Below are 18,259 nucleotides of genomic sequence, written 5' to 3' on the forward strand. Positions count from 1 at the left end.
CATGCTCAGCACGCTCGCCATCGCCCACTACCGCTCGCTGCGCAGCCTGATCCTGCCGCTGGATCGGCTCAACGTGATCACCGGCGCCAATGGCAGCGGCAAATCCAGTGTCTATCGTGCGCTGCGGCTGCTGGCGCAGACCGCGCAGGGTGGCGTGGTGCGGGCACTGGCGCAGGAAGGCGGGCTAGAGTCCACGCTGTGGGCGGGGCCCGAGACGATCAGCCGCGCAATGAAGTGTGGCGAATCGCCTGTACAGGGCACCGTGCGGCAAGAACCGGTCAGCCTGCGGCTGGGGTTTGCCGGCGAGGACTACGGCTACGCCATCGACCTGGGCCTGCCGCCACCGATCCCGCCCACCATGTTTTCCAGCGATCCGCAGATCAAGCGCGAAGCGATCTGGGCAGGCGCGTTCTACCGACCGGCGAGTGCGCTGGTCGAGCGGAACAACCATGTGGTGAAGCTACGCGACGGCCGCGACTGGCGGGTGCTGCACCGCGAGGTGCCGCTGTTCGACAGCATGCTCACTTACTGCGCTGATCCGCAGTCCGCGCCGGAAGTGCTGCGCCTGCGCGAAACAGTACGCAACTGGCGCTTCTATGATCACTGGCGCACCGATGCGGATGCACCGGCGCGGCGCCCGCAACTCGGCACGCACACGCCGGTGTTGTCGGACGATGGCGCGGATCTCGCCGCCGCGCTGCAGACCATTCTGGAGATCGGCGACGATGCGGCGCTGGCCGCGGCAATCGACGACGCCTTTCCCGGCGCAACGGTCATCATCGAAAATATCGACGGCCGCTTCGTGCTGGCGATGCGCCAGCCCGGCCTGCTGCGGCCGCTGCGCGCCGCCGAGCTATCGGACGGCACGTTGCGCTACCTGTTGCTGGTCGCGGCCCTGCTCTCGCCACGCCCGCCCCAGTTGCTGGTGCTCAACGAACCGGAAACCAGCCTGCATCCCGACCTGTTGCCGGCACTGGGCCGACTGATTGCCGCCTGCGCGACACAGACGCAGGTGATCGTGGTCTCGCATGCGGCAAGGCTGATTGCCGCGCTCACTCGCGAGGACGGCTGCAATGCGCTGATTCTGGACAAGACCCTGGGGGAGACGGTGATCAGCGGGCAAGCCGATCTGGATCGCCCCCCCTGGTACTGGCCCAACCGTTGAATCCGGTTGCTTAGCGCGGGCCGCTGTCCGCAATGCGCAATGGATCGGCCGGGGTGTCGGTGGCCGCCTCGACGGCCGGCACCGCAGGTGCCGGATTCACTGGCCCGACCTCGTCGACCGCCACGCCAGCAGGATTGACCACGGGATCGCTGCCATTGATGGCCACGCCATACACCATGAAGGGCTGGACAGTGGTCGATGCCTGATCCAGGCGATCCTGCAGCAAGGCGGCCTGCAACGGGTCAGGCGCTGGCAGCACGACGGGTTGCGGTGCTGCTTCGACCAACGCCTCGTTCAAGGCCGCACGTGCCGCAAGCGCCTGTGCCTCGGCTGGCGTCACGGCAGCAGTCTGCTCCGCCAAGGTCTCCGGGTCGGCGCCTGCCACGCCGCGACTGCGGGCAAATGCGAGCGATGACAACTGCAGCGCATCGTCCTGCTCTGGCAGTTCGGGCGGGGCAGGTACAGCAGCAGGTGGTGGCGCGATTTCGTCGACCGCATCAGCCGCTTCAGCCTGCTGCAACTCGGCCTGCGCTTCGACACGCGCCAACCGCGACAGCTCCAGCGCGTCCATCACCTCCAGCACGCTGCCCGGTTGCCGGTTCACTGCGGAAATCGGATCGACCGCCATGGCGTTCTCCTGTAGAAGCCTTTTACCTTAGGTCGGCCCGCTGCAGCTGGAGTGCCCGATGCAGCAGCGCTGCACCGACAAACGGCGTTATTGCTTGAGCACCCACTGCGCCAGCAACTGGGCCTCCTCCGCCGTTACGCGCTGCGGTGGCATCGCGATTCCACCCCAGTTGCCCTTGCTGCCAGTCCGGATGTGGCCCGCCAGGCGAGCAGCGGCGCCCTTATCCCCCTTGTAGCGCTTGGCAACGTCCGCGTACGCCGGGCCGACGATCTTGGCGTTCACGGCATGGCAGGCCATGCAGGCCTTCTGCGCCGCCAGCTTGGCCGGATCAGCCGCACTCGCCCAGCCAGCCACCAGCAGCCATCCTACGATCAGATACCGCATTGCTCCCCTCCCCGGGCATCCCGCCCTTACAATGGCGGACTGTGCCCCGCCAGCCCCCGAGCTGCCTTGATCGCGGTCAGACCGCCTAGCTGCCATGGACTACTTTCCCATTTTCCTGAACCTGGCCGACCAGCCCTGCCTCGTGGCCGGCGGCGGCGACGTCGCCTTGCGCAAGGTCACGCTGCTCGCCAAGGCTGGCGCGCGCGTCACCGTGGTCGCCCCCGCGCTTTGCCCGGCGCTTGCCGAGCTGGCGCTGTCCGCCAAGATCCACCACGTTGCGCGCGCCTGGCAAGCGAACGATCTTGCCGGCATGCGCCTTGCCATCGCGGCCACCGACGACGCGGTTGTCAACGCCGCGATCTACGCCGCCGGGGAAGCAGCCGGCGTGTCGGTCAATGCAGTCGATGCGCCGGCGCACTGCCGCTTCATCGTGCCAGCCATCGTCGATCGCTCCCCGTTGGTACTGGCGATTTCCAGCGGCGGCAATGCGCCGGTCCTGGCGCGCCAAGTGCGCGCCCGGATCGAGGCCTGGTTGCCGCATGGCTACGGCGCGCTGGCGCGTCTGGCTGGGGCCTTGCGTGAGCGGGTGAAAACACGCTTTGCTGATGAGCGTGCACGACGGCGCTTCTGGGAACAGGCACTGGACGGCCCTGCCGCCGAAAAGGCCTTGGCCGGCGACGAGGCTGGCGCCGCCGCGGTGCTGGAGGCCACGCTGGCGGCAAGCGACGACGCGGCGTTGACCCGTGGCGCGGTCTACCTGGTCGGCGCCGGGCCCGGCAACCCGGATCTGCTGACCTTCCGCGCGCTGCGGCTGATGCAGAAGGCCGACGTGGTGCTGTACGACAACCTGGTCTCGCCTGCCATCATGGAGCTGGTGCGACGCGATGCCGAGCGGATCTACGTCGGCAAGAAGGCAAGCAACCACGCGTTGCCACAGGAGGAGATCAACCAGCTGCTGGTGCGCCTGGCCCAGGAGGGCAAATCGGTGCTGCGGCTCAAGGGCGGCGATCCGTTCATCTTCGGCCGTGGCGGTGAGGAGATCGAGGAGCTGGCCGTGCACGGTGTCGACTTCGAGGTGGTGCCCGGCATCACCTCGGCCGCCGGGGCCTCGTGCTATGCCGGCATTCCGCTCACCCATCGCGATTACGCGCAATCGGTCACCTTCGTCACCGGCCACCGCCGCGGCGATGTCATCGAGCTCGATTGGGCGCGCTTGACCAACGATGCGGAAACCGTGGTCGTCTACATGGGCGTGGCACAGGCGCCGCGGCTGTGCGCCGAGCTGATCGCCCATGGCCGCGCCGCCGACACGCCCGCTGCGGTGATCGAGAAGGCCACGCTACCGACGCAGCGCACGCTGATCGGCACGCTCGCCACACTGCCCGCACTGATCGAACAGGCCGCCATCAAGCCACCCGCGCTGATCATCATCGGCCGTGTGGTCACGCTGCACGACAAGCTGAACTGGCGCGGTGATGAAACCTCGCGACACCCGACTACATCGCACTAACACGCGGTAGGTAGTTGTCCTTATACTCGGCAGTCCCGTCGGTTCGGAACCGGAGTCCTGATGCGCATTGCGAGCTTTTCCCGTATGGGTGCCGCCGCCATGGTCGCACTGTCTGCCGTGCTGCTGCTGTGGCAGCACTTCGGCATGAATCGGGTGCTGCGCATCGACGGGCACGGCGAATTCCAGGTCGCGGTGTCGGACGATCGCAGCAACGGCGGGCAATCGGTCGCTACGCTCAAGCGCGATGATGGCGCCTTCGTGCTCGACTGCCAGTTGTCGGACAGCTACGAATGGCCGTTCTGCGAGCTCGGCATCACGCTGGCCGCGCAGCCCGAGGCGGGGCTCGACCTCTCGCACTTCGACAGCGTGGTGCTGCGCGCCGACTACCGCGCGCCCGGCTCGCGCAAGTTGCGGCTGTTCCTGCGCAATTTCGATCCGGCCTACGCCGACACTGCCAAGCCGGACAGCTGGAAGATCAATGAGATCAACTTCCGCCCCGAGCCTGGCGGCCAGTTGCTCGACATTCCGCTGCGCAATTTCAACGTGGCCAGCTGGTGGCTGGCCAATCAGGACATCCCGCCCGAGCATGCCGCGGTCGACCTGCGCCATGTGCCGCTGATCCAGCTGTCCACCTCCGGCCTCAAGGAGCCGGGGCAGCACACCTTGCGCATCGATTACCTCGAATTCCACGGCAAGTGGTTGAGCCGCGAACAGCTGGCGCTGGTGCTGCTGGCGCTGTGGGTCGGCGCGAGCTTCATCACGCTGCTGTTCGACCTGCGTGCCATGCGGGCGCGGCTCAGCCGCAGCCGCCGCCGCGAAGAAGAGCTGCGTACGCTGTCGCGCGCGCTCAAGCTGGAAAACCGCGTGATCGGCGAAATGGCCAAGCGCGACCCAATGACCGGGGTGCGCAATCGCGCCGGTATCCGCGACGAGCTGTTCCGCGAGGCCGAGCTCGCCCGCCAGTCCGGCCATCCGCTGGCGGTGATCTTCGCCGACATCGATCATTTCAAGTCGATCAACGACACCCACGGCCATGATGTCGGCGACGTGATCCTGAAGCAGTTTGCCCGCGAGACCGGCAGCCAGATCCGCAATGGCGACTACCTGGTGCGCTGGGGTGGCGAGGAATTCGTCATCATCTGCCCGGACACCTCGTTGTCGTCCGCCACGCTGCTGGCCGAGAAGATCCGCAGCCAGCTGGCGTCGCGCGCCTGGCACAACGGCCTCAAGGTGACCTGCAGCTTCGGCGTGACGGTGATGCGCGACGAGCCGATCGCCGACTGCCTGAAACGCGCCGACGAAGCGCTCTACGCCGCCAAGCGCAACGGCCGCAACCGGGTCGAAACAGCCGCCTGAGCCTGCTGCCGGCCGGCTTGAAAAGCGCGGCGCCACACCCAGATTAGTGAGCAACCACAGTCACATCAGGGTGAATCGCCATGCGTTTCGACAAGCTCACCACCAAGTTCCAGCAAGCCTTTGCCGATGCCCAGAGCCTCGCGCTCGGCAACGACAACGCCTACATCGAACCCCAACATCTGCTCTCCGCGCTGCTCGGCGATCCGGACTCCGGCGCCATCGCGCTGTTCGCCCGCGCCGGCGTCAACGTCGTGCCGCTGCAGAATGCGCTCAGCGACGCCATCGCGCGACTGCCGAAGATCGAAGGCACCGGCGGCGAGATCACGGTCTCCAAGGAGCTCGCCAACCTGCTCAACCTCGTCGACAAGGCGGCGATCAAGCGCGGGGATGCGTTCATTTCCAGCGATCTGTTCCTGCTGGCACTGATAGACGACAAGGGCGAAACCGGTCGTCTCCTGAAGCAGCACGGCGGCAAGAAGGATGCGATCGAAGCCGCCATCGACGCGGTGCGTGGCGGCGAATCGGTGCAGAGCGCCGAAGCCGATTCGCAGCGCGGCGCGCTTGGCAAGTACACCGTCGATCTCACCGAGCGCGCGCGTGTCGGCAAGCTCGACCCGGTGATCGGCCGCGACGACGAGATCCGCCGTGCCATCCAGGTACTGCAGCGCCGAACCAAGAACAACCCGGTGCTGATCGGCGAACCGGGCGTTGGCAAGACCGCCATCGTGGAAGGGCTGGCGCAGCGCATCATCAATGGCGAGGTGCCGGAAAGCCTCAAGCACAAACGCGTGCTGACGCTGGATCTTGCCGCACTGCTCGCTGGTGCCAAGTACCGCGGCGAATTCGAGGAGCGGCTGAAGACCGTGCTGAACGAGCTCGCCAAGGACGAGGGCAACACCATCGTCTTCATCGACGAGATCCACACCCTGGTCGGTGCCGGCAAGGCCGAAGGCGCGCTGGACGCCGGCAATATGCTGAAACCCGCGCTGGCGCGAGGCGAGCTGCATTGCATCGGCGCGACCACGCTCGACGAGTACCGCAAGTACATCGAGAAGGATGCCGCGCTGGAACGCCGCTTCCAGAAGGTGCTGGTCGACGAGCCCAGCGTCGAGGCAACGATCGCCATCCTGCGCGGGCTGCAGGAGAAGTACGAGATCCACCACGGCGTCGACATCACCGACCCGGCCATCGTGGCGGCCGCCGAGTTGAGCCACCGCTACATCACCGACCGCTTCCTGCCGGACAAGGCGATCGACCTGATCGACGAAGCCGCCAGCCGCATCAAGATGGAAATCGATTCCAAGCCGGAGGCAATGGACAAGCTTGACCGGCGGCTGATCCAGCTGAAGATCGAGCGCGAAGCGGTGAAAAAGGAAAAGGACGAGGCCAGCCAGCGCCGCCTGGGTTTGATCGAGGACGAGATCGGGAGGCTGACGCAGGAATACTCGGACCTCGAGGAAATCTGGAAGGCCGAGAAAGCCGTCGTGCTCGGCTCGCAGGCCGTGCGCGAGGAAATCGAGCAGGTAAAGATGGCGATGGATGCCGCCCGCCGTCGCGGCGAGTGGGACAAGGCCTCTGAGCTGCAATACGGCCAGTTGCCGCAGCTGGAAGCCAAGCTCAAGGCGGCAGAGGCACGCGAAGCGGACAGTAGCGAGAAACCCAAGTTGCTGCGCACCCAGGTGGGTGCCGAGGAAATCGCCGAAGTGGTGAGCCGCGCCACCGGTATCCCGGTGTCCAAGATGATGCAGGGCGAGCGCGACAAGCTCCTCAAGATGGAAGAAGCCTTGCACCGCCGCGTGATCGGGCAGGAGGAGGCGGTACGACTGGTGTCGGATGCCATCCGCCGCTCACGTTCGGGCCTCGCGGATCCGAACAAGCCTTACGGCTCCTTCCTGTTCCTCGGGCCGACCGGCGTTGGCAAGACCGAGCTGACCAAGGCGCTGGCCGAGTTCCTGTTCGATACCGAGGAACACATCGTGCGCCTCGATATGAGCGAGTTCATGGAGAAGCACTCGGTCGCACGCCTGATCGGCGCGCCTCCAGGCTATGTGGGCTACGAGGAAGGCGGCTACCTGACCGAGGCGGTGCGGCGCAAACCGTACAGCGTGATCCTGCTCGACGAGGTGGAGAAGGCGCACCCGGACGTGTTCAACGTCCTGTTGCAGGTGCTCGACGATGGCCGGCTCACCGATGGTCAGGGCCGCACCGTCGATTTCCGCAACACCGTGATCGTGATGACATCCAACCTCGGCAGCCAGCAGATCCAGCTGATGGCAGGCGAGGACTACCAGCTTGCCAAGGTGGCGGTGCTGGCCGAGGTGAAGGCGCATTTCCGCCCGGAATTCGTCAACCGCATCGACGAGATCGTGGTATTCCATGCGCTCGACGCCGCCGCCATCCGCAATATCGCACGCATCCAGCTTGCACGGCTCGAAGGCCGGCTGGCGCAGCTGGAGATCGGCTTCGAAGCGAGCGATGCCGCGCTCGATTTGGTCGCCGAGGCGGGTTTTGATCCGGTCTATGGCGCACGGCCGCTCAAGCGCGCGATCCAGACCGAGATCGAGAACCCGCTGGCCCGCGCCATCTTGGCCGGCGATTTCGGCGCCAAGGATGTGGTGGTGGTCGACGTTGCCGAGCGCAAGCTGGTATTCCACAAGCGCTAGCTGGTAAGCAAGGCCCCTGGCGGGGCCTTGCTCGCGATTACAGCGAGCGCTCGAAGTGCCGGACCAGCTGGTGCAGCGACTGCGACACGACCGAGAGCTCGGCGGCCGCCTTGCCGACATCGTCGATCGACGCATGGTTGCGCTCGGCCAGCGCGCTCATGCGCTCCATATTGCTGGACACTTCGTGCGCCGCCTGCGTCTGCTGGTCGAGCATTGCGTCGATGTCGCGGGCGATGGCCTCGACGCCCCGGCTGGCCGCTTCGATCTGCGCCAATGAATCGGCCGAGGACTCGATCAGCGCGGTGCCATGCTGAACAGCCTGCTGCGCCGAGCGCATCACACCGGTGGCGCTGTGAGTGCGGGCCTCGATGGTGCGGATGGTGTCGGTAATGGTGACGGTGGACACACTGGTGCGCTCGGCCAGCTTGCGCACCTCGTCGGCAACTACGGCAAAACCGCGGCCAACCTCGCCGGCGCGGGCGGCTTCGATGGCGGCATTGAGCGCCAGCAGATTGGTCTGATCGGCGATCTCGCGAATGGTCTGGGTGACGGTGTTGATCGCCTGCACTGAGCCGGACAGCTCATCGAGCGCCCGGCAGGCCTCGTCGACCACGGCAACCACCTGGTGCGTCGCCTGCCGCGCCTCGCGCATCTGTCCACCACCGCGGTCGGTCAGCGCCACCGTTTGCGTGGCATGGGCTGCGCTGGCGCGGGTGGCATCGTGGATCTCGCCAACCGAAACGGTCAACTGCTCCAGTGCAGCGGCCACGCCAGCCACCCCGTCCGCTTGCTGTTGCGCCTGATCCGCCAGCGCCCTGCCATCGCCCGCCGCGGCAGTCGCCTGCTGCTCCACCCGCGCCGCCGCAGACACCACGTCGGCCATCACCGCGCGCAGGTTGATGCGCATTGCCTCCAATTGCAGCAATAGTCGGGCAAATTCCGCCGGCACATGCGTCAGTACGCTGGTACGGAAATTCCCTTCGGCAAGGCCGGCAAACGCCGAGGACAGGATCTGCAGCGGTTGGCGCCAGCCCGCCACGAGCCAGATGCCGCCCCCGAACGCGGCCAGCAACGCCACGGCAGCAAGCGGCCAACGCGCCGCGGGCCAGAACAGCGCGGCCAGCAAGGGCAGTACGCAAGCTGCCAGCACCACAGCGAGTCGCCAGTGCAAGGCCAGCGCCTGGGGCCAGCGCGTCGGCGTGAAGGCATGTGAGCCGGCATTGATTGCCGCATACAAGCCTTGTGCAGCAGCGATCTGCTCGCGCGTGGGCGTATTGCGCACCGACATGTACCCGATGTGCCTGCCCTCTTCCAGCAAGGGTGTGACGAAGGCCTCGACCCAGTAGCGATCGCCGTTCTTGCAGCGATTCTTCACGATGCCGCGCCAGGGCTGGCCCGATTGCACGGTGCGCCACAGGTCGGCGAACGCCGCCGCTGGCATGTCCGGATGGCGGACAAGGTTGTGCGGGCTGCCGATCAATTCATCGCGGGTGTAGCCGCTGATCTCGACGAAGGCGGGGTTGGCGTAGGTGATGCGGCCTTTCAGATCGGTCTTGCTTACCAGCGGGCGGCGGGGGTCGACCTTGACTTCGTGCTGGGTCACCGGCTCGTTGCGGCGCATGGATACTCCTCGAACATGAGCGCCGTCAGTAGCGACGGCGGAGTATATTAGAGAAATATTATTTTTATATCCAGCGACGATATCGGGCCATCCGGGAAGACCACACTAGATGCGTGGCTTCTTTGCGGCGTGGGAGGACAGAACGGGAATCAGGCCGCAGCCGGCAGGTAGGACGATGCGGCCAGCAATTGGCGAGTGTACGGATGAGCCGGGGACGAGAACACGGTTTCCACCGAACCACGCTCGACCACCTCGCCACGCTGCAGCACCATCACCTGGTGTGCCAGCGCACGGATCACCGTCAGATCATGGGTGATCAGCAGGTAGGAGAGCCCATGGCTGCGCTGCAGTTCCGCCAGGAGCTTGAGCACCTGCAGACCGATATGGGCATCAAGCGCCGACGTGGGCTCGTCGAGGATCAGTACCTCGGGCTGCAGCACCAGCGCTCGGGCAATCGCAATGCGCTGGCGCTGGCCGCCAGAAAACGCGTGCGGATAGCGATCGAGCACCTCGGTGCCGAGCCCCACTTCCGCGAGGACCGCGATCGCGCGGGCACGGCGTTCACCCGGCCCCAGCTCTGGCCGGTGCACCACCAAGCCTTCCTCGACGATCTCCGCCACCGTCATACGGGGAGACAGCGCCGAGAACGGATCCTGCAACACCAGCTGCATCCGACTGCGCGCCGCGCGCAGCGCAGCGCCGCCAAGCTGGTCGAAGCGCAGCGCATCCTCGCCGCTGCCAAGCACGATCTCGCACTGCGCCTCACGTACCAGACGCAGGATCGAAAGCGCCAGCGTGGTCTTGCCCGACCCGGATTCGCCAACGATGCCCAGCGTCTCGCCGCGTGCCAGCGCGAAATCGGCCGGCGCCAGCGCTGTCACGGTGCTGGCCTTGCCGAAGAAACCGGCACGCCGCCGGTAGCGGCAGGACACATTGGACACCCGCAACCGATATGCCGGCTGCGTGGGCAGCGGTGGCGCCAATCGCGCCTCGCGCACGGCCAGCAGTGCCCGGGTGGCCGGATGGGAGGGGGCGGACAGCACGCCGGTCGTCGTGCCGGTCTCGACGATGCGCCCCTCGCACATCACGGCGACGCGATCGGCAAAGCTGCGCACCAGCGCGAGATCATGCGAGATCAACAACAGCGCCAGCCCCTCGCTGGCCGCCAGCTCCTTGAGGAACTGCAGGATCTGCACCCGCAGGTGGGCATCGAGCGCGGTGGTCGGCTCGTCGGCGATCAGCAGGCGTGGGCCGCACGCCAGTGCCATTGCAATCAGTACGCGCTGGCGCTGACCGCCGGACAGCTGGTGTGGATATGAATCGATGAAGCGCTCGGCGTCGGCAAGGTGCACCTTGTGCAGCAGTGCCATCACTGCGGCGCGCAGGGTGCGCCCGGTCAGGCCGCGGTGCAGCGCCAGCGTCTCGCCGATCTGGCGGCCGACGGTATGCAAGGGATTCAGTGCCGACAGCGGCTCCTGGAACACCATGCCGATGCCTTCGCCACGCACGGCACGCAGCCGCGCTTCGCTCGCCTGCAACAGCTCCTCGCCGGCGAAGCGGATGCTGCCTTGATAGCGCGCGCCGGGATCGAGCTGCAGGATGGCACGTGCGGTCACGCTCTTGCCGGAGCCGGACGCGCCGACCAGCGCCAGCGTCTCCCCCGGGCACAGCGTAAAGACGACATCGCTGACCGCCGCTTGCGTTTGCCCCGGATAGTGGACGGCCAGCCCGGCCACATCGAGCAGGGCTTCGCGTTCGGGCAAGGTGTCGGCCTGGGAGGTCTGGGTGGCGGTCATGCCCAACTATAACCCAAGGCATCGGCAGCGCGGCGCGGCGGCACGATCACTGTGTGGTGGCGAGATCGTCCCACTCGGCGTACTCGACTTCAGGCGCCTGCAGCAGGTCTGCCAGCAGGGCAATCCGCCCCTGGCCGCTGACCGGATACAACCAGGCGCCCAGCGACAACGGCCGCCCCTGACCCAGCACCACGCCATGGCGGCTGGCCTGCTCGGCCAGCACCGCCTCGCGGCGGCTGTCGTCCTTGAACTTCACGATCAGACGGGCCTCGTCCTGCACCGGGCTGGCGCAGGCAGTGACGACGACAGTGGCCAAGGCCAGTCCACCCCAGAGTGCACGCATCGTCGTCCCTCCCCTCAACAGTTGCCCAATACCTTCCATACGCCCCACTGACCGGACTGGGCGGGGTTTTCGCCACGGGTCCACCACTTGGCTTCGTAGTTCACGCCATTGTAGGTGACGCGATCACCGCCGATATAGATCGCATCGGCGCTCCAAGCGGCGTTGCAACTGCTTGGCACCGGGGTGACGACCGGGGTTGGCGTGGCAGTCGGTACCGCCGTTGGCAGCGGGGTGCTGGTCGGGCGCGGTGTCGGGGTCAGCGTCGGTACGGCGGTGGGCTGCGGCGTCGGCGTCGGCGTCGCAGTGGGGCGCGGCGTGAGCGTGGGTGTCGGCTGGGGCGTTGCAGTCGGCACGCTGCTGCCGCAGGCGCCCAGGTCGAGCCAGGGCTTACCCTCGCCAATACTGCTGGCCGGCACGTTGCTCTGCGTCCACCACTTGGCCTCGTAGTTGCGGCCGTTGTAGGTCACGCGCTGGCCGCCGGTATAGACGGCGCTGCTGCTCCAGGCTGCGTAGCAGCTGCTCGAGACCGGCGTCGGGGCCACCGGTGTCGGGGCCTTGGTCGGCGTGGGCGTCGGCACCTTGGTCGGAGTCGGTACGCTGGTGGGAGCCGGTGTCGGGGTCGGACCGGCCAGTGCCTTCGCCTGCGCCACCGCCGCCCGTGCATCCATCAGCCCGGCACCGCAGCCCTCGGGGCAGGCCACCGGCATCGGCTTGGCGGTACTGCGCAGGATCTGGTCGATCTGGTCCGGCGTCAGCTTGGCGTTCACCGACAACATCAGCGCAGCCACGCCCGATACATGCGGCGCCGCCATGCTGGTACCGCTCTTGCTGCCGTAGCCATCAGCCACCGGCGAAGTGGTACCGGTGTTGATGGTGGACAGCACCGACGACCCCGGCGCGGCGATTTCCACCATGCTGCCGAAGTTGGAATAGCTGGCGCGCGCGCCACTGCTGGTGGTAGCGGCAACGGTGATCACACCAGCACAACTGGCCGGGCGCTTGGTGCTAACATCGACATTGTCGTTGCCGGCCGAAACCACGACCACGGCGCCTTGGCTGCGCGCATAGTTGATCGCATTCTGGTAGGTGGTGCCGCAGCTGCCGGTGCCGCCCAGGCTCAGGTTCAGCACCTTGGCCGGGTTGGCATTGCGGGCCAGGCCCGGCACGTCGCCACCGGCGGCCCAGATCATGCCGTCAGCGATGTCCGAGGTATAGCCACCGCACACACCGAGCACCCGCACCGGCACCACGCGGGCACCGTAGGCCACGCCGACCACGCCCTCGCCATTGTTGCCGACGGCGGCAATGGTGCCGGCCACGTGGCTGCCATGCCAGCCGCTGTTGCGCTGTGCGCCATCGCAGGTGCCGTAGTCGCCCGGATCGGCAGCATCGAGGTCACGCCCGTCGCCATCGTTGGACCGGGTCGCATCGGCAATCAGGTCAGCACCGGGCAGGATATTGGCCACCAGATCACGATGCGGGCGGTAGCCAGTGTCGATCACCGCCACCACCACGCCCTTGCCGGTGGTGATGTCCCAGGCGCCCTGCACATTGCTGCCGGCGCTGTTGTCCTTGAAGCCCCACAGCGATCCCAGTTGCGGATCATTGGTGGTGGCATCGGCATAGTTGAGCGTGTCAGCCTCGACATACTCGATATTGGGATCGTCGGCGGCCAGCTCGCGCGCCAGTTCACGCAGCCGCTCCACTTTCACCCGGCGGTCGAGCTTCACCACGCGCGCGCCACTGTGCATGTCGCGCAGCTTGCGCATCGACACCCCAAGACGCGCCGCGCCGATCGATTCGGTGCTTGCGGACAGATCCGCCACACTCTGGCTGCGCAGCAACGGCTGGTTGCGATATTTAATGATGAGTCGATCGGTGGTGTCTTCAAGGCGGTGCTGTGTCGTTGCGACTTCGTCCGCCTGAGCCTGCCACGCGCTCGCCGATAACACGGCCAGTACGACCGCCTTGCGTGTAAACCTGACCATACTGCTCCCCGCCTCTGTTTTTGCTGTTATCCGGCGACCAAGCAAGGGGCGCCGGTATGCAGCGGGCATCGTATCAGCAGCCACTGATTTGGCGACCACCACCCGGCACCGCTGGGTGGCAACTGCAGCAAAAACCCGGTTGCGACGGATCGCATCGCAACCGGGTTACGCGTTTACTGGCAGGTACCGAGCAATCGCCACGCGCCCCAGCTACCCGATTGGGCCGGATTGTCGCCTTGTGTCCACCACTTGGCCTCGTAGTTGATGCCGTTGTACGTCACCCGGTTGCCGCCGACGTAGACAGCTGCAGCGGACCACGCCGCGTAGCAGCTCGACGGGATCGGCGTCGGCGACGGTTGTGGCACCGGACTCGGGCCGGGCGAAGGCAGCGGCGTCGGTTGCGGGCTGGGTTGCGGGCTGGGTTGCAGCGTGGGCGGCACCGGCGTGGTGCTGCCGTTGCATACGCCGATGTCGCGCCACAGCGTGGGGCTGGCAGCCGGATTCCAGTTGGTGCCGGTGTAGGCGGTGTGCGCCACCAGCGCCTGGTAGTTGCGGCCGTTGAAGGTGACCAGCTCGTTGGCGGCGTAGCTGCGCCCTTCCCGCCAAGCCTGGTTGCAGCTGGTCGGCGACGGCGTCGGCTGCGGAGTGGGCACGGGGCTGGGGCCGGGCGATGGCAGCGGGGTCGGCCCCGGCGTGGGCGTCGGGCCGGGCGTGGCCAGATCCCGCGCCCGCGCCACAGCGGCCTGCGCATCCATCAGGCCGGCACCGCAACCCTGGCTGCACGCGCCGGGCAGCGGCTTGGCAGTAGCACGCAGGATCTGGTCGACCTGATCGGGCGTCAGCCCCGGATTCACCGACAGCATCAACGCCGCCACACCGGCCACATGCGGCGTGGCCATGCTGGTGCCGCTCATGTTGCGGTAGCCATCGCCAGCCGGCGTGCTGGTGCCGGTATCGATGGTCGAATAGATGTCCGAGCCCGGTGCGGTGATCTCGACCAGGCTGCCGTAGTTGCTGAAGCTGGACCGGTTGCCGTTGCGATCACTCGCCGCCACCGTGATCACGCCGCTGCAGTTGGCCGGTGTGGCAAGACTGGCATCGCGGTTCTCATTGCCCGCGGCCACCACCACCACGGCGCCGCGACCACGCGCGTAGTTGATCGCATTCTGATAGGTGTTGCCGCAAGTGCCGCTGCCGCCGAGACTCAGGTTGAGCACCTTGGCGGGGTTGGGATTGGCCGCGAGTCCGGTGACGTTGCCACCCACGGCCCAGATCATGCCGTCGGTGATGTCCGAGGTGTAGCCGCCGCAGCGCCCCAGCACCCGCACCGGCACCACGCGCGCGTTGTAGGCCACGCCCGCCACGCCGTCGCTGTTGTTGGCGACCGCGGCAATGGTGCCGGCCACGTGGGTGCCGTGCCAGCTGCTGTTGCTGGTCCGCCCATCGCAAGTGCCATAGTCGCCCGGATCGCGTGCATCGGCATCGCGACCATCGCCATCGACGCTGTAGGTGGTCTGGGTGATCAGGTCTGCACCAGGCAGCAGGTTGGCCTGCAGGTCGCGATGCGGCCGGTAACCGGTGTCGATCACCGCCACCGTAACGCCCTGGCCGGTCGCGATATCCCAGGCACCGAACACATTGCTGCCGGTGGTGGTACCGGCAAAGCCCCACAGCTGGGCGTTACCCGGATCATTGGTGCTGCCCAGCGGATAGTTGATCAGGTCGGGCTCGGCGTATTCGATGTTCGGATCTTCCGCAGCCAATTGGGCCGCCAGCTTGCGCAAGCGCTCCACGCGCAGGGGCTTGTCGAGTTTGACCACGCGCGCTCCGTTGTGGGTGCGCCGCACCGCGCTCAGCGCCACGCCGTACTGCGCGGCGGCAGTGGATTCGGCCTGCGCGCTGATTTCGGCACCTGCAGCACGGGCAGTGGGCGCCACCGCATCGCGGTATTTGATGATCAGCCGGTCGCTATCCGGGGCGGTCTGCCGTGGCATGGTGGCCTCGTCGGCCCAGGCCAATTGCATCGTCAACGTCAGCAAGCCGATGCGCAATGGGGGAAGCAGGAGTTTGTTCATAGGTTCCATCCTCAGTTGGCAAAAACTGGTCTTTATATAGAACTTGAAATGAGACCAGTTCCGCGCAGTCTAGGAGCGCACCAGAAAAGCGCAAACACCACCCATCGGCGATATTTATCCTTAACAATTAAATACTTATTTCGATTAACCCAGCCAGGAACCCAGCTCCATTGGGAATATCCCTAGCCGGCCGACCAGTCGTTCAGATGAACCACGACCATCAAATCCAGCAGCCGCAAGGCTTTCATTACGGAAATATCCAAGAAAGTTCCTGCACAGCCATTCGGCGCCGACCAATGCAAAGCGGCAAGCAAGACAAGAAAAAAGCCCTCGGCATGAGGGCTTTTCATCTGGGCGCGATCGATCAGGCGCGGCGGCGGAACAGCGGGTCCGGGTGCGCCACGCTGGCCTGGTAGGCCTCGGTGAAATCATCGAGGCCCAGCAGCGCATCGGCGATGTCCTTGTCGGCGCGCACGGCAAAGGCGTTGAAGCCACAGCGCCACAGGTAATTGAGCGTGTCCTTGAATACATCGCCCACCGCGCGCAGTTCGCCGATATAGCCGTGGCGCTCACGCAAGAGCCGGCCGATGGAGAAGCCACGGCCATCGGTAAAGGCCGGAAAATCGACGGCAATCACCGCAAAGTGGTTGGCGTCGACCGGCAGCGATTCCGGTTCGTCGTCCGGTGCGAAGCACACGCCGACCTCGCGACCAGCCAATGCATCGCGGTGCGCCAGCCAGTATTGATATGGCACGATCACGCGGCCCTGCTCCGGCACGGCAATGCTGCCGTCCTCGGCCGGCAGCACGCGGGTCCAGCTGTCGTCGACGATCTGCCGATCGATGATGACCTTAGGCATCGACGGTCTCCTTCTTATTGGTCTTGTCGCCGTAGACACGGGTCTTGAACGGATCAATGCCGAGGCGATCGACCACCTCAATGAAGCGCTCGTCCCCTTCGCGCTGCTCGACGAACACGTCGATGATCTTGGCGATCACGTCCGGCATCTCCTGCTGGGCGAACGATGGGCCAATCACCTTGCCGATGGAGGCGCCATTGCCCTGCCGGCCACCGAGGCTGACCTGATACCACTCGGAGCCATTCTTGTCGACGCCGAGGATGCCGATGTTGCCGACATGGTGATGACCACAGGCATTCATGCAGCCGGACATGTTGAGATCGATCTCGCCGAGGTCGAACAGGTAGTCGAGGTCGTCGAAGCGTTCCTGGATGGCCTGGGCAATCGGGATCGACTTGGCGTTGGCCAGCGAACAGAAGTCGCCGCCTGGGCAGCAGATCACGTCGGTCAGCAGGCCCACGTTCGGCGTGGCAAAACCCAGTGCCTTGGCCTCTTCCCACAGCGCGTAGACGTCGGCTTGCTTGACGTCGGCCAGGATCAGGTTCTGTTCATGCGAGGCACGCACCTCGCCGAAGCTGTAACGGTCAGCGAGGTCGGCCACGGCGTCGAGCTGTGCGCCGGTGGCATCGCCCGGCGGCACCCCGGTCTTCTTCAGCGACAGCGTCACCGCGGCATAGCCCGGTTGCTTGTGCGCGAACACATTGCGCTCCACCCAGCGGGCGAACGCCTTGTTCTCGGCTTGCTGGCGCAGGAAAGCCACATCATCGCCCGGCAGCGTCTCGTAGGTCGGCGCAGTGAAGAAGCGGCTGACACGGGCGATCTCGGCCTCGGTCAGCGTGGTCGGGCCATCCTTCAGGTGTGCCCATTCGGCCTCGACCTTGGCACCGAACGCCTCGGGCGTCATTGCCTTCACCAGGATCTTGATCCGGGCCTTGTATTTGTTGTCACGACGGCCGTAGCGGTTGTAGACCCGCAGCGTGGCGTCGAGGTAGGACAGCAGATGCTTGGGCTCCAGCCACGGCTTGATCAGGCTGCCGACGATGGGCGTACGACCGAGGCCACCACCGACGTAGACCTCGAAGCCGATTTCGCCGGCATCGTTCAGCTTGATGTTGATGCCGATGTCGTGAACCAGGATGGCGGCGCGATCTTCCAGCGCGCCGTTCACCGCGATCTTGAACTTGCGCGGCAGGTGAGCGAACTCGGGATGGAAGGTCGACCACTGGCGGATGATCTCGCACCACGGGCGCGGATCGACAATCTCATCGTGGGCGATGCCGGCGAACTGGTCGGTGGTGGTGTTGCGCACGCAGTTGCCGGAGGTCTGCACCGCGTGCATCTGCACCGAAGCCAACTCGCCGAGGATGGCCGGGACATCCTTCAGCTCGGGCCAGTTGTACTGGATGTTCTGCCGGGTGGTGAAGTGGCCGTAGTCGCGGTCGTAGGTACGGGCGATGTGCGCCAGCTTGCGCACCTGGTAGCTCGCCAGCATGCCGTAGGGCACGGCGACACGCAGCATCGGCGCGTGGCGCTGGATATAGAGGCCATTCTGCAGCCGCAGCGGGCGGAACTCGTCTTCAGTGAGCTCGCCGGCGAGGTAGCGGCGGGTCTGGTCGGCAAACTGGGCGACGCGAGCGTCGACGATACCCTGGTCGATCGGATCGTACTGGTACATGGGCCTATGACTACAAAACCGATAAAGATGGGCCGATGATATCAGTGTTATCGATAGATAAAAAAACCGATTTTCTATATGGATGAAGCGCGCGGTGCTAAGCATGGCGCGCGTTGCGAGCCATTCTCATCCAGGCCCGACGGGCCGCCATATGGGAAGATGGCGATTGCGGTTGTCACGGTCAGCCGATAAGCTT

General features: G+C 66.0%; 14 protein-coding genes. 4 read left to right on the top strand and 10 right to left on the bottom strand.

The genetic code is table 11. The features are described 5' to 3' along the window. Position 1: 1 nt before the first annotated feature. Entirely contained in the window at positions 2–1,165 is a 1,164-nt protein-coding gene (locus FLM21_RS14180; RefSeq protein WP_148716193.1) for an AAA family ATPase, read from the top strand. A 10-nt stretch (positions 1,166–1,175) separates the two neighbouring features. Here FLM21_RS14180 and FLM21_RS14185 read toward each other — a convergent pair whose 3' ends face one another. Together FLM21_RS14185 and FLM21_RS14190 are read right to left on the bottom strand one after the other, a co-directional pair. Continuing rightward, positions 1,176–1,793 carry a hypothetical protein gene (locus FLM21_RS14185; protein WP_148716194.1) on the bottom strand — a complete coding sequence of 206 codons (618 nt, stop codon included), beginning with the start codon at positions 1,791–1,793 and terminating at the stop codon, positions 1,176–1,178. An 87-nt stretch (positions 1,794–1,880) separates the two neighbouring features. Next, complete coding sequence (locus FLM21_RS14190) at positions 1,881–2,177, bottom strand: c-type cytochrome (RefSeq protein ID WP_148716195.1); 297 nt, start codon at positions 2,175–2,177, stop codon at positions 1,881–1,883. A gap of 94 nt (positions 2,178–2,271) precedes the next feature. Between FLM21_RS14190 and cysG the strand changes: the two genes are divergently transcribed. The 3 genes from cysG (at position 2,272) to clpB (ending at position 7,706) form a co-directional block, all read left to right on the top strand. Continuing rightward, complete coding sequence (gene cysG / locus FLM21_RS14195; protein ID WP_148716196.1) at positions 2,272–3,687, top strand: siroheme synthase CysG; 1,416 nt, start codon at positions 2,272–2,274, stop codon at positions 3,685–3,687. Positions 3,688–3,747: 60 nt separating this feature from the next. Further along, entirely contained in the window at positions 3,748–5,043 is a 1,296-nt protein-coding gene (locus FLM21_RS14200; RefSeq protein ID WP_148716197.1) for a GGDEF domain-containing protein, read from the top strand. An 80-nt stretch (positions 5,044–5,123) separates the two neighbouring features. Then, the gene (gene clpB, locus FLM21_RS14205) at positions 5,124–7,706 is read left to right on the top strand and encodes an ATP-dependent chaperone ClpB (RefSeq protein ID WP_148716198.1); all 2,583 of its coding nucleotides are present in this window, start codon (positions 5,124–5,126) and stop codon (positions 7,704–7,706) included. A gap of 37 nt (positions 7,707–7,743) precedes the next feature. Here the strand turns inward: clpB and FLM21_RS14210 are convergent, their stop codons facing one another. The 8 genes from FLM21_RS14210 to FLM21_RS14240 form a co-directional block, all read right to left on the bottom strand. Next, positions 7,744–9,327 (bottom strand): methyl-accepting chemotaxis protein, encoded by a 1,584-nt coding sequence (locus FLM21_RS14210; RefSeq protein ID WP_148716199.1) that lies wholly within the window; start codon positions 9,325–9,327, stop codon positions 7,744–7,746. Between the two features lie 149 nt (positions 9,328–9,476). After that, positions 9,477–11,123, bottom strand: coding sequence for an ABC transporter ATP-binding protein (locus tag FLM21_RS14215; RefSeq protein ID WP_148716200.1), 1,647 nt, complete (start codon positions 11,121–11,123; stop codon positions 9,477–9,479). Between the two features lie 46 nt (positions 11,124–11,169). Then, the gene (locus FLM21_RS14220) at positions 11,170–11,466 is read right to left on the bottom strand and encodes a hypothetical protein (RefSeq protein ID WP_148716201.1); all 297 of its coding nucleotides are present in this window, start codon (positions 11,464–11,466) and stop codon (positions 11,170–11,172) included. A 14-nt stretch (positions 11,467–11,480) separates the two neighbouring features. Continuing rightward, a complete protein-coding gene (locus FLM21_RS14225; protein ID WP_187359909.1) occupies positions 11,481–13,454 on the bottom strand; it encodes a S8 family serine peptidase in 1,974 nt (657 codons plus the stop codon). A gap of 173 nt (positions 13,455–13,627) precedes the next feature. Continuing rightward, on the bottom strand, positions 13,628–15,529 hold the full coding sequence (locus tag FLM21_RS21560) for a S8 family serine peptidase (protein ID WP_222846705.1): 1,902 nt from the start codon (positions 15,527–15,529) through the stop codon (positions 13,628–13,630). Positions 15,530–15,711: 182 nt separating this feature from the next. Beyond that, entirely contained in the window at positions 15,712–15,879 is a 168-nt protein-coding gene (locus tag FLM21_RS20860; protein ID WP_187359910.1) for a hypothetical protein, read from the bottom strand. A 14-nt stretch (positions 15,880–15,893) separates the two neighbouring features. Further along, positions 15,894–16,388: a DUF934 domain-containing protein gene (locus tag FLM21_RS14235; RefSeq protein ID WP_148716204.1), complete on the bottom strand. Its 495-nt coding sequence runs from the start codon at positions 16,386–16,388 to the stop codon at positions 15,894–15,896. Continuing rightward, positions 16,381–18,063: a nitrite/sulfite reductase gene (locus FLM21_RS14240; protein ID WP_148716205.1), complete on the bottom strand. Its 1,683-nt coding sequence runs from the start codon at positions 18,061–18,063 to the stop codon at positions 16,381–16,383. Before FLM21_RS14240 ends, FLM21_RS14235 begins: the two co-directional genes overlap by 8 nt. Positions 18,064–18,259 lie beyond the last annotated feature (196 nt).

The sequence above is a fragment of the Chitinolyticbacter meiyuanensis genome (assembly GCF_008033135.1).
Classification (GTDB): domain Bacteria; phylum Pseudomonadota; class Gammaproteobacteria; order Burkholderiales; family Chitinibacteraceae; genus Chitinolyticbacter; species Chitinolyticbacter meiyuanensis.